Origin of the sequence: Rhodococcus sp. YH3-3 (assembly GCF_001653035.1) — a bacterium.
In the GTDB taxonomy this organism is placed as follows: Bacteria; Actinomycetota; Actinomycetes; order Mycobacteriales; family Mycobacteriaceae; genus Rhodococcus_F; species Rhodococcus_F qingshengii.
The window spans coordinates 840573-854260 of record NZ_BCWH01000001.1 but is presented as its reverse complement, the minus strand read 5'-3'; the positions used below and the strand labels follow the sequence as shown (position 1 = coordinate 854260).

Below are 13688 nucleotides of genomic sequence, written 5' to 3'. Positions count from 1 at the left end.
AATCCCTGGTCTCACCCGATTTTCGGGTGGGGCCAGGGTCGTTTTCAGAGCACTGAAGATTTTCGGTCGATGTTTTCGATTCGGCATGACATTGGTCCCGAAAGAGTCGGTTAGCGAAGTTAACAAAAAGAATTCACCCATCGAGGATGATGCAGACGCCCCGTGCGCGTGAGATAGTCAGCTCAGACAAATCCGACTTGTGAAATGGAGCTCGACAATGGATTCCTTTTGGGACTTCCTCTGGCTGATCATCATCAGCTTCGCGTTCATCGCGTACTTGATCCTGCTCTTCTCGATCATCACCGACCTGTTCCGCGATCACAAGACCTCCGGCTGGGTGAAGGCAATCTGGATCGTCTTCCTGTTCTTCATTCCGCTGCTCACCTCGCTCGTCTACCTGATCGTTCGCAGTGACGGAATGGCACAGCGGTCCCTCGAGGCTGCGCAGCAGGTCAAGAACGCGCAGGACAGCTACATTCGTGAGGTTGCCGGAAAGTCCCCGGCCGAATCCATCGCAGATGCAAAGGCACTTCTCGACGCCGGCACCATCAGTGAAGAAGAATTCGCAGCACTGAAGGCCAAGGCTCTCGCCTGATACCGGCCCTCACTAAGCGACCCTCACTAATCCGTGAGGATTGCACTACCGAAACGGGAGCGACACTAATCGTGTCGCTCCCGTTTTGTGTTCATTCACCAACAGCTGCTCATTCACCGACAGCCGTTCATTCACCAACGGCCCTTCATTCACCGACGGCCTTCATTCACCGACAGCACGCGCGACGTTACGAAAGGCGTCGAGCACGACTCCGATAGCCGGACTGCGGTTGGCGTGTAACCGAGTTGCCAATTCATAAACTCGTGCAGCGCGCACTCCCGCCACCGGTTTCCTCGACACTCCGGGATGCGTGATCGCGTATCGCGGCATCAAAGCCACGCCGTGGCCCGCCGCCACCAGTTCTTCGATGACGCGGAAATCGTTGATCCGATGAGCGACGCGAGGCTGGACGCCGGTTACCGACGCAACCGACAGCAGAACGTCGTCGACCGGAAACCCGCCGCGCACGCTTATCCAGTTCTCGTCGGCCAATTGTTCCAGCCGGACCGAATCCTGCTCGGCGAGTGGATGATCAGGCCGCAGCACCAGATCGATCGGTTCACGCATCAGCGGTTGCACGCTGACCCGGGGAAACGACGTCTCGGCTCCGCGTTCGTCACGGTGGGTGAGGATCACATCGTGATCGGCCAACAGTCCAGGGACAGCGGACGCCGGTTTGTCGACGTCGTAGGCGTCGATGTCCACGTCCGAGTTCTTCAGCGCCGTCAGGACACCGGGCAGCAGGAGCGCCGCGCCGGAGGGAAAGAACGCGACTCGCACCTTTCCCCGCGGCGAGCCTCGGTACGACGCCATCTCGTCCGCCGCCCGGTCTAGCGCCGCCACCACGTCGTCGGCGCGAAGCACCAGCGCTCGACCCGCGTCGGTGAGGCGCAGCGTGCGCCCGTCCGGTTCGAGGAGCGAGACCCCCGCTTCTCGTCCGAGGATCTTGAGTTGTTGCGAGACGGCGGACGGCGTCATCGAGAGGGCGAGAGCAGTAGCGCCGACGGTTCCTCGGTCGGCGAGCTCGCGGAGGATTCGCAGGCGCGTGGCATCCATACGGTGACGAATATCCATGTAGCAAAACTACATGGATAGTGCATCTATATTCGCTTGTTCTGATGCTTCGTACGGCTCACGATTAACGCATGACTCCCCGCGACCGTCTCCTCGGCCTGACCGTGATCGTCTTGTGGGGTCTGAACTTCCTGGCCATTCGCGTCGGCCTGGATCATTTCCCGCCATTCTTCTTCGCAGCGCTGCGGTTTCTGATCATCGCGATTCCGGTGGTCATCTTCGTGCCGCGTCCACAGGTGCCGCTCCGCTGGCTGCTGCTCTACGGATTCGGTTTCGGATTCGGCCAGTTCGTCTTCCTCTTCTGGGCGATGCATTCGGGGATGCCGACGGGCCTTGCATCACTTGTCCTGCAGTCGTCAGCACCGTTCACCGTCCTACTCGGCGCTTTCCTGCTCCGCGAGAAGCTCAGCGTCTGGCAGGTCTCCGGTATCGCCGTCGCCGTTGGCGGGATGTCCTTGATCGGCTGGGACCGCTCGCACCACGCGGCACTGCTGCCCGTCGTCCTCACACTCCTCGGCGGCCTGTCCTGGGCGTTCGGCAATCTCGGCAGCCGCTTGGCTGCGGCAAACACCGTCGGCGAGCCTGCACCGATGCGCTTGATGTTGTGGATGTGTGTCATCCCGCCGTTACCGATGCTCGCTCTGTCAGCCGTGGTCGAAGGCCCCACAGTCGGCTGGCACGCACTCGGCACCGCATTCAGCGCCGACGCCTGGCCGTCGCTGGTCGGGCTGGCCTACATCATTCTGCTCGGCACCATCGCCGGATCCGGGCTCTGGACGATGCTCATGGGCCGCTATCCCGCCGGCATGGTGGCGCCGCTCTCCTTGCTGGTGCCAGTCGTGGGAATCGGCGCGTCCTGGCTGTTCCTGCACGAGGATCCGAGCCCGTTGTCACTGGTCGGGGCGGTCATCGTGATCGCCGGAGCGAGCGCCGCACAGATGAGACGTAAGCCCGCGAACACTGTTTTCTCGGACACACCTGCAGCCTCACCACCGGCGCGACTCGGCGTCTGACGACGCCCTGTGCCAAACTCGGGCCGTGGGAACTGGACTATCGATCACAGCGCGCGGAAAGCTCGCCATGCGAGCTGCCGCAGCAGCATCTTGGGCATCGCAGAAGGCCGGTCGCGGCAAGGGTTCGATGATCGGCGGGCTGATCGCCCTCAAGATCGACCCGACGCTCATGACTCAGCTCGGACGCGGCAAGCGCACCGTCGTGGTCACCGGCACCAACGGCAAGTCGACGACCACGCGTATGACCGCCGCAGCGCTCGCGACACTCGGTGACGTCGCCACGCAGGCCGACGGCGCCAACATGGATGCCGGGATCGTGGCCGCCCTGGCCGCGCGTACCGATGCGACGCTGGCGGCACTCGAGGTCGACGAACTGCACGTCCCCCACGTAGCCGACGCCGTGAACCCGGAAGTGATCGTGCTGCTGAATCTCAGCCGCGATCAGCTCGACCGGGTCGGCGAGATCAACATGATCGAACGGAAACTGCGCGCGTGCGTCAACGCGCATCCGAATGCGGTGATCGTCGCCAACTGCGACGACGTACTGGTCACCTCCGTGGCATACGACGCCACCAACGTCGTGTGGGTTGCTGCCGGCGGCGGTTGGGCCGGCGATTCCGTCAGCTGCCCGCGCACCGGCGAACCCATCGTGTGGGAGGGAAAGCACTGGCGCAGTACCGGTTCCGACTTCGCGCGGCCCGAGCCGACCTGGTGGCTCGACGACGACAATCTCTACGGCCCCGACGGCCTGAAGATTCCGATGACGTTGACCCTCCCCGGAAAAGCCAACCGCGGCAACGCAGCTCAGGCCGTAGCGGCTGCAGCGGCTTTGGGTGCAGATCCGGTCGGGGCAGTTGCCGCCGCATCGACGGTTCAAGAAGTCGCAGGTCGATACAGCACCGTCGAGGTCGGACCGCACTCCGTTCACATGCTGCTCGCGAAGAATCCCGCCGGCTGGCAGGAAGCGTTGTCGATGATCGATCCCACGGTGGACGGTCTGGTCATCGCGGTGAACGGTCAGGTGCCGGACGGCGAGGACCTCTCCTGGCTGTGGGACGTGAAGTTCGAGCACTTCGAAGGTGTCAAGGTAGTGGCCGCCGGTGAACGCGGAACAGATCTGGCAGTTCGCCTCACGTACGCGGGCGTCGAGCACACTCTCGACCCGGACCCGTTGCGCGCCATCGCTTCCTGCCCTCCCGGACGTGTGGAGGTACTGGCGAACTACACGGCCTTCCGTGACCTCAACACTGCCATCGCGAAGGAGTCTCGCAATGTCTGACTCGACAGTTCGCATCGGTCTGGTACTCCCCGACGTCATGGGCACCTACGGCGACGGCGGCAATGCCCTGATCCTGCGTCAGCGTCTACGGATGCGCGGCTACGACGCCGAAATCGTGGACATCACCCTCAGCGATCCGGTCCCCGATTCGCTCGACGTGTACACGTTGGGTGGCGCCGAGGATTCCGCTCAGCGCCTCGCCACGCGTCACCTCGCGAAATACCCTGGTCTGCAACGCGCCGCCGAGCGTGGCGCACCGGTTCTGGCGATCTGCGCTGCCATTCAGGTGCTCGGCAACTGGTACGAAACCTCCAGCGGCGAACGCGTCGACGGTGTCTCGATGCTCGACGTCACAACCTCGCCGCAGGAGAAGCGTTCCATCGGCGAAGTCATCACGAAGCCGCTGATCGACGGACTCACCGCGCCCCTCTCAGGTTTCGAGAATCACCGCGGCGGAACAACTCTGGGTAGCTCAGCCTCTGGATTCGCACGTGTCACCCATGGTGTCGGAAACGGCGTCGGCGACGGATTCGAAGGCGTCGTGCAGGGTTCGGTGATCGGGACGTACATGCACGGACCCGCTTTGGCTCGCAACCCCGAACTCGCGGACCTCCTGCTCATGCGCGCCTTGGGTGTGAACGAGCTTGAACCCCTGCATCTGCCCGAGGTCGACAAGCTCCGCAAGGAGCGACTCGCGATTCGCTGACCCGGTTCAGACGGTTTCGGATTTGCCCTCGGTCAGAATCAGTTCCACGGCCAACAGCGCGGCGCAGGCCAGTCCCGCGACCAGTTCGGGCACCGCGGTGTAGGTACCACCGAGCACGACGACTATCGCGACCGAGAACGGCACGAGGGTGCGTACCGAGGAGTCGTGTAGTCGAATGTGGATGAACCACAAGGCGGCAAGGATGACCGCGACCGGAACGGTGACGGCAGCACCCGTCACCAACGCGCTGCCGTCACCGTGATGAGTCCAGAAGTCGACGCGCGAGGCCAACCCCGCACCGATGGCGGCAGCGGCGGCGAAGATGAAGTAGTGACCGAACCCCCAGACGAAGGGTGAGACGTTGTGACCGCCGATCACTTCGCCTGCATTGCGTTGGAAGTACAACCACCACAGGCTGAAGACAATCAGAATGCCGCCGATCACGACGTAGGTGACCTGCGCTGCCGGATGCTCACCGTCCACGGCGTCCTGAATCGCGATGGTGGTCGAAAGGATCGTCTCGCCCAGAACGATGATGAAGAACAACGAGTACCGCTCCGCGATGTGATGCGGGTGCCACGGCGTCATGCCCGGCTTCTCCGACCAGATCGGTACCGCGAATTCGCACAGAACCAACACCAGGAACGTCGGGACGTAAACGGCGGACGGCACGAAGTAGAAACCGATCCAACCGATCTGGACCAACACGATTCCGAGAGCGTATCGACGCGCCGTGAGCGCATGTTCGGGGTCGTTCCGCGAGACCCTGAGCCATTGGATGACCAGTGCTATTCGCATGATGACGTAGCCGACGATGATCAGCAGGGCGTCGTCGTTGAAGAAGCGGACGATGCCGGCTGCAAGGACCAGCGATCCGAGGATCTGGAAGATGGTCAGCAGCCGGGCGATTCCGTCGTCGTTGTCGTACGCCGAGGTGAACCACGTGAAATTCAGCCACGTCCACCAGATCGCGAAAAACGCCATCGCGAAGTGCCCGACGCCCGAAGCCGCGTGCCCTTCGCTGATCGCGTGGTGCAGGCCGGTGGCCGCTTGAGCGACCGCCACGACGAAGCAGAGGTCGGTGAGCAGTTCGAGCGGCGTCGCCACCCGGTGCGGCTCGTGCGGGTCCCGCGGAACCAACGGCCTGATGAACGAACTAGTGCGATTCACGAAGGGCAGAGTAGCGCGATGATTGCCGACGCGCTGCCCGTGACTGGAACCTGTCGTCTCAGATATTCACGCCGACGCCCCGATCTGGGCTCGGATCTCCAACTGATCGGCGAGTTCGGCGCCTATCGCCCCCGCGCTCCCCAAAGTGAAGGCGATCTGCCGTCCCCACAGGAAATAGCGGTGAATCGGATAGTCGACATCCGCGCCGATTCCGCCGTGCATGTGCTGGGTCGCGTGCACCACGCGCAAACCGCCGCGCGACGCCCACCATTTGGCGACCAGCGCAGCCGCTTCCGCTTCACTCTCGACTCCGCTGTCCATCAGCCAGGCAGCGCGGTGGGTGGTCAATCTTGTGCTCTCGGTGTCGAGGTACGCGTCGGCGGCCCGGACGGCAACTGCCTGGTTGGTCGAGAGTGGACGTCCGAATTGCACTCGCTCGGAGGTGTATTTCGCCGTCATCGCCAGCGCTTCCTCGCAGACGCCGGTAGCCAGGGCCGCCAGAGCGACCCGCGCACGTCGTAACGTCCAGTCTCGAACCACCGCGCCGTCCGCGGGAAGTGCGTCAGCTGCAGTAACCGCAACCCCGTCGAACTGCACAGCGCTGTTGCTCTCGCGGTTCGTCACCGCAAGCGGTGTACGCACCAGCGCGTCCCGGTCCGTCGGCACGATCATCACGGTGACACTGCCGTCCGGCATCGTCACCGGAACCACCAGTGCGGCAGCGAACTCGGCGGCCGGTACGGAGTCGACGTGGCCCGACAGAACCCAGCCGTCAGGAGCCGGCTCGGCGCGAACTGCCGTCTCGGCGTTGTAGCCGGTGTCGAAGGCGCCGGTGACGATCACCGAGCCGTCGAGCAGTCCCGGAAGCCACGACGCTTTCTGCTCCTTACTGCCGAACTCGGCAATCGGCAGCGCTGCCGTCGAAATCACCGACCAGAGCGGCACCTGGGCGACCCGGCGGCCCTGTTGTTCGAGCACCGCTGCCAGGCCTAGCATTCCGAGTCCCGCTCCCCCGACCTCCTCTGGCAGAGGAATTCCCAGAACGTCGGAATCGGCGAGGAGCTTCCACAGTTCGGCGTCGAAACCGCCGGCGCCCTCCACTTCCCGCAGTCGGTCCACTCCGGACTTCGCCGAGAAGATCGATTCACTCAGATCCCGCACGGCGGACAAGTTGTCGTCGAATTCGAATTCCATGTCAGCTCTTTTCGTTCTGTGCAGCGGGCCGGCGACGCGCAGCAAGCGCCATGCCCAGACATTTTGCGGCGACAATTTCACGCATCACTTCGTTGGTTCCACCGCCGAAGGTGTTGTTCTGTGCGCGTCGACCCAGGTTCTCGACCCGCCCTTCCAGTACCGCTCCGGGTGTGCCGGGGCGCAGTAAGCCCTTGGCGCCCAGCACTTCCTGCAGCATGCCGTACGCACTGACGACGGCTTCGGTACCGAAGATCTTGGCCGCGGCCGAATCCCCGCCGCCCAAGGTGTTGGCGGCGACGTCCGCCACCAGTCGTAGGTTCATCAGGTCGGCAGCACTGAGCAGCGCGTAGACTTCCGCCAATTTCTCACGTACCCAGCCGATGTCGTAGACGTGGCCGTCACCGGCGGGTTCGATCTTTGCCCATTCGACCACCTCGGCAAAGAGCTCGTTGGCTATACCACCGCGTGCCGCCAGGGCAACACGTTCGTGGTTGAGCTGGTTGGTGATGAGCTTCCACCCTTGATTGAGCTCACCGACGACATTGGTGATCGGCACCCGAACATCTTCGTAATAGGTTGCCGAAGTGCTGATTCCGCCCACGGTGTGAATTTCGGTGACCGAGAACCCCGGCGAATTGGTCGGCACCAGGACCACGGAAATGCCCTGATGCGTAGGCGCGTCGGGATCGGTGCGAACGGCAAGCCAGACCCAGTCGGCAAACACACCGGCGCTGGTGAAGATCTTGTTGCCGTTGATGACAAGCTCGTCACCCTCGATGCGGGCGCGTGTTTCGAGGGCCGCGAGATCGGTGCCCGCATTGGGTTCGGTGTAGCCGATGGCAAAGATCAACTCGCCCGCCAGGATCGGACGCAGGAAGAAGTCCTTCTGAGCTTGCGTCCCGTGCTTGATCAGAGCGGGTCCGACGGTGTTCAGCGTGACCAGCGACAGCGGCGCATTGGCGCGAATCACCTCGTCGTAGAACACGTACAGAGCTTCGGGGTTCTCGCCCCGACCGCCGAATTCCTCCGGCCACCCCAAGCCCAGCCAACCGTCTTTACCCATTCGGCGCAGAATGCGATCGAAGACGGGGCCGCCTTCGGTCTGATCCACGAGAGCACGGCGGTCTTCGTCGTTGATGATCTCCGCGAAGTACGCCCGCAATTCCTTGCGCAGAGTCTTCGACTCCTCCGACAAATCCAAGTACATGGTGAAACTCCTAAGATCTACGAACGCGGCAGGCCGAGTACGCGCTGCGCGATGACGTTGAGTTGAATTTCGACGGTTCCGCCGCCGAACAGAATCGAGGGAAGTCCGATGTGGTCTATCGCGTAATTCGCCGACGGGTCGACAACGGCGGCACGAGGTCCGAGCAGTCGCAACAGATCCCGCGAGCCCTCACGCTGCGCCAGGGCGTTGTACACCTTCGACACGCTGATCTCGGCGCCCGGTTCCTGACCCGCCAGTCGCGCCGACACCCCGCGTAGATTCATCGCGGACAGTGCCAACTCACGAGAGATACTGCGGCCGAGGCCCTCCACTGCGTCTTCGCGAGGGCAGTCGTGGCTCGCGTCGGCGATAACCTGACGGAACAGCCGACTCGAACCGTGGTGCAGCGTGCTGCCCATACTCAGGCGTTCGTTGGACAGCGTTGTCGCAGCAAGCTTCCACCCTTGCCCCGGCTCCGCCACCAGGCAGTCGTCCGGGACGAAGACGTCGTCGAGGAATACCTCGTTGAACTCCGACTTACCGGTGGCTTGTTTCAGCGGACGTACGTCGATACCTTTCGAGGTCATGTCGACCAGGAAGTACGACAGCCCACGATGTTTCGGAGCGTCGGCGTCGGAACGCGCCAGGCATACTCCCCAATCGGCCTCGTGCGCGCCCGAGTTCCACACTTTCTGACCCGACAGGACCCAGCCACCGTCGACCTTGCGCGCTTTCGTGCTCAGACCGGCCAGGTCTGATCCCGCGCCCGGCTCACTGAACAGCTGGCACCAGATGATGTCGGCGCGCAGCGAAGGCTCGACGAACCTGTCCTGCTGCTCGGCGTTGCCGTGTTCGAGAATCGTGGGCAGCACCCATTCCCCGATCACCGTGGACGGTTGAGCCCAACCTCGCATCGCGAATTCGTGTGCGATGACGGCCTGTTCTCTCGGTCCTGCTCCCAGCCCGTACGGCGCCCGATAGTGCGGGGCTACCAGTTTGGCGTCGGCAAATCGGGCGCGTCGAGCGCTCCCCTTGGCCGGCGCCCAACTGGCGCTGGTGGTTCCGTCGTCGGGCAGCAGCGCAACCTCGTCCAGAACCCTGCGAACCTGCTCTCGTAGTTCAGGCAGCATGTCCGGGTCTACAAAGGAGAAATCCCGTTCCGAATCGGCGGACCGGTCTCCCAACGTGTGTGCCCACTTCACCTCGGAACCCGCCACCGCAGCGATACTGATTGCCCGGCGCCAGTACAGATGCGCGTCATGCTCCCAAGTGAATCCGATTCCGCCGAGCAACGTGACACATTCGAGGGCGTTCTCGATGCCGACGGGCAAAGCGGCCAACGCAGCTTGAGCCGAGACAAGTCTCTGCTGATCCTCGCCGTGCTCTTCGGACCGAGCTGCGTCCCACGCTGCGGCACAGGCAATCTCGGAGCGGACCAGCATCATGGCCGCCTTGTGCTGAACTGCCTGGAAGCTTCCGACCGGACGGCCGAACTGCTGCCGGGACTTCACGTAGTCGACCGCGGTGCGTAGCGCCCACCCGGCGATACCGCTCGCCTCCGCAGCCAACACCGTGTTGACGATCAGTTCGACTCGGTGCGCCTGGAGACCCTCGACGATCAGCCCAGCGTCGACCTTGTGATCGGTCAACGTCAGCGTCCCGATCGAGCGTGTCAGATCCACTCCGTCTTCGACCTCCACCGCAGCGGAAGACGACTGCTCGAGCCGGAACCACAACTCGCCGTCTTCGCTGTTCGCTTGCACGAGAACGACATCGGCTCCGGGTAGACCTAGAGCCGGGTCGGCAGAACCGCTCACGGTCCACCCTGCATCGCTGCGAGCCGCGCGCAATCCCACGCCGGTGCAGACTGCTCCGGTTGCGCCGGTGGCCAATTCGATCAGCATTGATTCCGCAGCCGGGCCGGCAGCTTTCGCGAGGATCCCACTGGCGATGACCGTCGGAACGTACGGTCCCGGGTAAAGCGCATCACCCAATTGCTCGACTACCACCGCCAGTTCGGCAAGCCCTGCCCCGTCACCGCCGTACTGCTCCGGCAGGTGCACTGCGTGCAGTCCCTGACGGACCAATCCATCCCACGAGTCCGGCCGATCACCGGCGGCGTACCGCTTGACGTTGCTCCGCGTGTCGGCGATTCCACCGAAGCGGTTCGCGAATGCGGCTACCGCTTCCGCCAGGTCACGGTGATCTTCGAGCAGGGGCAGTGCCATGGCAGGTTCCTCAATCTTCGGTTCTTGTCAGATGCGTTCGAGAATCAGGCAGGTGGTTGCGGCGGACGCGCAGATCGCGATCAGCGCGATGGACTTGTCCCGGCGCTCCAGTTCGTCGATGGCATTGGCCAACAGTCTGATTCCGGTTGCACCGGCCGGGTGGCCCAGCGCGATTGCACCACCGTTGACGTTCAGCAATTCGGGATCGACGCCGTGAACCTGCGCGAACGACATCGGTACCGAAGCAAATGCCTCGTTGACCTCGAACAGATCGATGTCGTCGATCGTCAGACCGGTGCGGCCGAGCACGATGTTTGCCGCGTCCACGGGACCGTCGAGCATGTACTCGATGTCTCCGCCGATGACGCACTGCGCCAATATCTTTGCCCGCGGCCGCACCCCGAACATCCTGGCTCGATCCTCGGACATCAGCAGAGCGGCACTCGCACCGTCCGAGACCTGCGAAGACGTTCCAGCGGTGTGCAATCCGCCCTCTTGAACGGTCCGCAGTTTCGCGAGTCCTTCGAGACTCGATTCGCGCAGACCCTGATCCCGATGAACCGGAGCGTCAGAGCCCGGAGCGACCACATCGATGATGTGCGAGTCGAAGCGTCCTGCCTCCCATGCTGCTGCGGCTCGCTGCTGCGAGCGCAGCCCGAAGGAGTCGAGATCCTCGCGGCTGAAACCGCGCTTGACAGCAATCCGATCGGCTGCGGTGTACTGGTCGACGGTATCGAGTGACCACGACTCCGGACGTGGTGTTCCGAGGCCGGTACCCACCTTGTAGGTGAGTGGTGCCCGCGACATCAGTTCCACACCGCACGCCACACCCACGTCGACTGCACCGATGGCAATCTGCCCGGCAATCAACTGCACCGATTGCTGCGCGGTTCCGCACTGCGCGTCGATCGTGGTGCAGCCCGCTTTCAACGGAAGGCCCGCATGCATCCAGGACGTACGCACGATGTTTCCGAACTGCTCACCGAGAGGCGTCACACAGCCGCCGATGACCTGGTCGACCGCGTCAGGATCCACGCCCACCCGATCCAGCACGCCTTTCTGCGCATAACCCAACAGTTCCGCCGCGTGGACTCCGGACAGCCAACCCTCACGCTTGCCGAACGGCGTTCGTGCTGCGTCCACGATGACGGGCTTCATGCCAACTCCTCGGTTCGTAATGCCGGGTTCTCCGGTAATGCCGTTCCGTCCAGACCACGCACGGTAAGGGACCACTCGTCGATCAGGTCCAAGCTGACGCTCGAGCGCGCGGTGAACTCGGTGTCGCAATCACACAGCGCTGTGACCGCTTCCACCATTTCTTCCATAGATTCGACCTGATCCGGCCGGATAGTCTCACCGACCAGGACCCTGGCGCCCTCACTGAGCACCGCTGCCCGCGGTTGAACCGTGTTGACGCGAACCCCCTGGCCGTAAAGCTCCACGCCCATGCCGTTGCTCATCCTGTTGAGCGCTGCTTTGGACGCGCCGTACACGGTCATGGCAGTTCCCGGTTCGACCCACGTGAACGGCGGGCCATGCCACGGTTTGACGGTGCCACTGGACACGTTCACGATCCAGCCGTATCCGTTTGCCACCATCCCCGGCACCACGGCTTGCATCAGATCGAGCGGTGCATGGACATTTGCCTCGAACATCAACCGTCGCCGCCGCAGTGGGTAATCCGAGAGCGGCTGATAGATCGCCGCTGCCGCGTTGTTCACCAGGATGTCTATAGTCCCGCCAAGCTTCTCGATCGCCAGCGGCACAACGGTGTCGCGCTGCTGCTCGTCCGTCAGATCTGCGACAACTATCTCGACTTTGGTTCCGTACTTGGCAATTCGAGCCGCAGTCTCTTCGAGACTGCCGGGCAGGGTTGCATGCGTGCCGAGCGTCCGAGCCACGAGGGCGACGTCGGCACCCTCGGCTGCCAGTCGCTCCGCGACGCCCGCACCGATTCCGCGACTGGAACCGGTGACAAGCGCTCGGCGGCCGTCAAAGCGCCTCGTCATGCTATTTGAACTTCGAGGCGAAGCGATTGATGCTCTCCGCAATCCGTGCAACTTCGTCTTCACGCAGGCCGTGACTCATGCCGAGTGTCATTCCTCGGGCGAAAACCGCGTCGGCTTCCGGCAAACCTTCGGCCGGCTGGCGAAATTCGATGTTGTTCATCATGGGGTGACGAGTGACGTTGCCGCTCCACACAGTTCGGGTGTCGATGCCGTCGGCCTCGATGGCTTCCTGCAGGTCGCTGCGCGTGAAGGGGGCGTTCTCGTTGATCATCACCGGGTAACACAGCCACGCCGTGTCGAGACCGTCGAGTTCTACCGGCGTCGTGAAGAATTCAGGATGGGCGCCGTATGCCGCCGAGAAGGCCGCAAATGTTGCCTTACGCGTCTTGTAGTTCTGTTCCAGCTTGTCGAGCTGCACGACGCCGTATGCTGCGCCGAGTTCGGAGGGCTCGAAGTTCCACGACATGAGCTCGAAGATGAAGTCGTTGTCGTAGTCGACGCCGTCGAGTTCTTCACGGAAGACTCGGCCGGACTTGGTACTGCCGAACAGGTTCGGCTCGCTACGACGGCCCCAGCGGCGAAGCAGCAAAGCCTTGTCACGGCTGGCTTCGTCGTCGACGCACACCATTCCACCGGTTCCCGCGCACGTGATGATGTGTGCCATCGAGAAACTGGTGACGACGATGTCCGCCCGAGACCCGGTGGGAGTACCGCGGAGCGTGGCGCCGATCGCGTCACACGAATCCTCGATCACCTTGAGTCCATGGCGATCAGCGATATCACGGATGACGTCCCAGTCTGGGCAGTTGCCGGCCAGGTTCGGCATCAGGATGGCACCGGTCTTCGCGGTGACCATGGCTTCGATCTTGGTGACGTCGACGTTGAACGTGTTGGGTTCCACGTCCACGAACACCGGCACCAGACCGGCACGCACGATCGGTGCGATGTCGGTGGAGAACGTCAACGGCGACGTGATGATCTCACTGCCGGCAGGCAGTCCGAGCAGCTCGACTGCCAAGTACAAACCCGAGGATCCCGAGTTGCACATGACGCCGAACTTCTTGCCGGCCAAGGCCGCGATACGTTCTTCCATCTCGAAGACGTTCTTGCCGATGCGCAATCCTTGATGCCCGCTGCGCAAGACGTCGACAACAGCCTGTATTTCTTCCTCGCCGTGGGTGGCCCTGGCGTAGGTGATCCGCTCGCTCATCTT

General features: G+C 63.1%; 12 protein-coding genes. 4 read left to right on the top strand and 8 right to left on the bottom strand.

All coding sequences use genetic code 11. The features are described from left to right. Positions 1-217: 217 nt before the first annotated feature. A complete protein-coding gene (locus YH3_RS04045; protein WP_003943489.1) occupies positions 218-595 on the top strand; it encodes an SHOCT domain-containing protein in 378 nt (125 codons plus the stop codon). 162 nt (positions 596-757) lie between these two features. On the opposite strand, the gene YH3_RS04040 is transcribed toward YH3_RS04045, so the two are convergent. Continuing rightward, a complete protein-coding gene (locus tag YH3_RS04040; protein ID WP_064443020.1) occupies positions 758-1651 on the bottom strand; it encodes a LysR family transcriptional regulator in 894 nt (297 codons plus the stop codon). A gap of 89 nt (positions 1652-1740) precedes the next feature. Between YH3_RS04040 and YH3_RS04035 the strand changes: the two genes are divergently transcribed. From YH3_RS04035 to YH3_RS04025, 3 genes are read left to right on the top strand one after another with little or no spacing between them, the layout of a single operon-like run. Then, positions 1741-2682: an EamA family transporter gene (locus YH3_RS04035; protein ID WP_003943484.1), complete on the top strand. Its 942-nt coding sequence runs from the start codon at positions 1741-1743 to the stop codon at positions 2680-2682. Between the two features lie 25 nt (positions 2683-2707). Continuing rightward, complete coding sequence (locus YH3_RS04030) at positions 2708-3961, top strand: MurT ligase domain-containing protein (RefSeq protein ID WP_003943457.1); 1254 nt, start codon at positions 2708-2710, stop codon at positions 3959-3961. Further along, entirely contained in the window at positions 3954-4667 is a 714-nt protein-coding gene (locus tag YH3_RS04025; protein ID WP_007731510.1) for a type 1 glutamine amidotransferase, read from the top strand. Before YH3_RS04030 ends, YH3_RS04025 begins: the two co-directional genes overlap by 8 nt. Before the next feature lie 6 nt (positions 4668-4673). Here YH3_RS04025 and YH3_RS04020 read toward each other — a convergent pair whose 3' ends face one another. The 7 genes from YH3_RS04020 to YH3_RS03990 all read right to left on the bottom strand — a co-directional run bounded on the left by YH3_RS04020 (position 4674) and on the right by YH3_RS03990 (position 13685). Then, entirely contained in the window at positions 4674-5837 is a 1164-nt protein-coding gene (locus YH3_RS04020) for a low temperature requirement protein A (protein WP_064443019.1), read from the bottom strand. 66 nt (positions 5838-5903) lie between these two features. Then, the gene (locus YH3_RS04015; protein ID WP_064443018.1) at positions 5904-7031 is read right to left on the bottom strand and encodes an acyl-CoA dehydrogenase family protein; all 1128 of its coding nucleotides are present in this window, start codon (positions 7029-7031) and stop codon (positions 5904-5906) included. A 1-nt stretch (position 7032) separates the two neighbouring features. Next, positions 7033-8238 carry an acyl-CoA dehydrogenase family protein gene (locus YH3_RS04010; protein WP_064443017.1) on the bottom strand — a complete coding sequence of 402 codons (1206 nt, stop codon included), beginning with the start codon at positions 8236-8238 and terminating at the stop codon, positions 7033-7035. Positions 8239-8255: 17 nt separating this feature from the next. Further along, the gene (locus YH3_RS04005; RefSeq protein ID WP_058038229.1) at positions 8256-10466 is read right to left on the bottom strand and encodes an acyl-CoA dehydrogenase; all 2211 of its coding nucleotides are present in this window, start codon (positions 10464-10466) and stop codon (positions 8256-8258) included. 27 nt (positions 10467-10493) lie between these two features. Continuing rightward, positions 10494-11624: a steroid 3-ketoacyl-CoA thiolase gene (locus YH3_RS04000; protein ID WP_064443016.1), complete on the bottom strand. Its 1131-nt coding sequence runs from the start codon at positions 11622-11624 to the stop codon at positions 10494-10496. After that, the gene (locus tag YH3_RS03995; protein WP_064443015.1) at positions 11621-12475 is read right to left on the bottom strand and encodes an SDR family NAD(P)-dependent oxidoreductase; all 855 of its coding nucleotides are present in this window, start codon (positions 12473-12475) and stop codon (positions 11621-11623) included. The genes YH3_RS04000 and YH3_RS03995 overlap by 4 nt, the downstream gene beginning before the upstream one ends. Position 12476: 1 nt before the next feature. After that, on the bottom strand, positions 12477-13685 hold the full coding sequence (locus YH3_RS03990) for a DegT/DnrJ/EryC1/StrS aminotransferase family protein (RefSeq protein ID WP_064443014.1): 1209 nt from the start codon (positions 13683-13685) through the stop codon (positions 12477-12479). Between the last annotated feature and the right edge of the window lie 3 nt (positions 13686-13688).